The organism is Paraburkholderia sp. SIMBA_053, from assembly GCF_046534895.1.
GTDB classification, from domain to species: Bacteria; Pseudomonadota; Gammaproteobacteria; order Burkholderiales; family Burkholderiaceae; genus Paraburkholderia; species Paraburkholderia caledonica.
The window spans coordinates 1-349 of sequence record NZ_JAWRXU010000254.1; the positions used below are offsets into that span (position 1 = coordinate 1).

Sequence of the window (349 nt, forward strand, 5' to 3'; positions counted from 1 at the left end):
AGTGCTTCGCCGATCGTGCCGCTCCATCGAAAGCAGATATCCGCGGCGCCGGGCGTCGGGTGTTCGGCGACGAGCCTCACGTTATTGCCACGCTGATGAATGCTCAGCACGGCGCCGCCCAATGCGGCCTGTCGCACGAGCAGGTTGCCGTCCTCGCTATGTTCGGCGACAACCTCGGCGCCGAACAGGTCGCGATAGAACGCGAAGGTGGACATCAGATCGTCTACGGTGATGGCGACATGATCGATCCCGGTAATGCCTGTCATGGTTGTCTCCTGTGAACCACGCGAATGCTAGACGTAGCGTGTGAGCAGAAAATTATCAGCCGCGTCGCATCCGTCTTCCCGGT

General features: G+C 60.5%; 1 protein-coding gene. It reads right to left on the minus strand.

Features of this window, described 5'->3' with window-relative positions:
* Positions 1-266, minus strand: a 266-nt coding sequence (locus SB753_RS35505; RefSeq protein ID WP_410804761.1) for a VOC family protein, incomplete at its 3' end; no start/stop codon positions are given.
* Positions 267-349 lie beyond the last annotated feature (83 nt).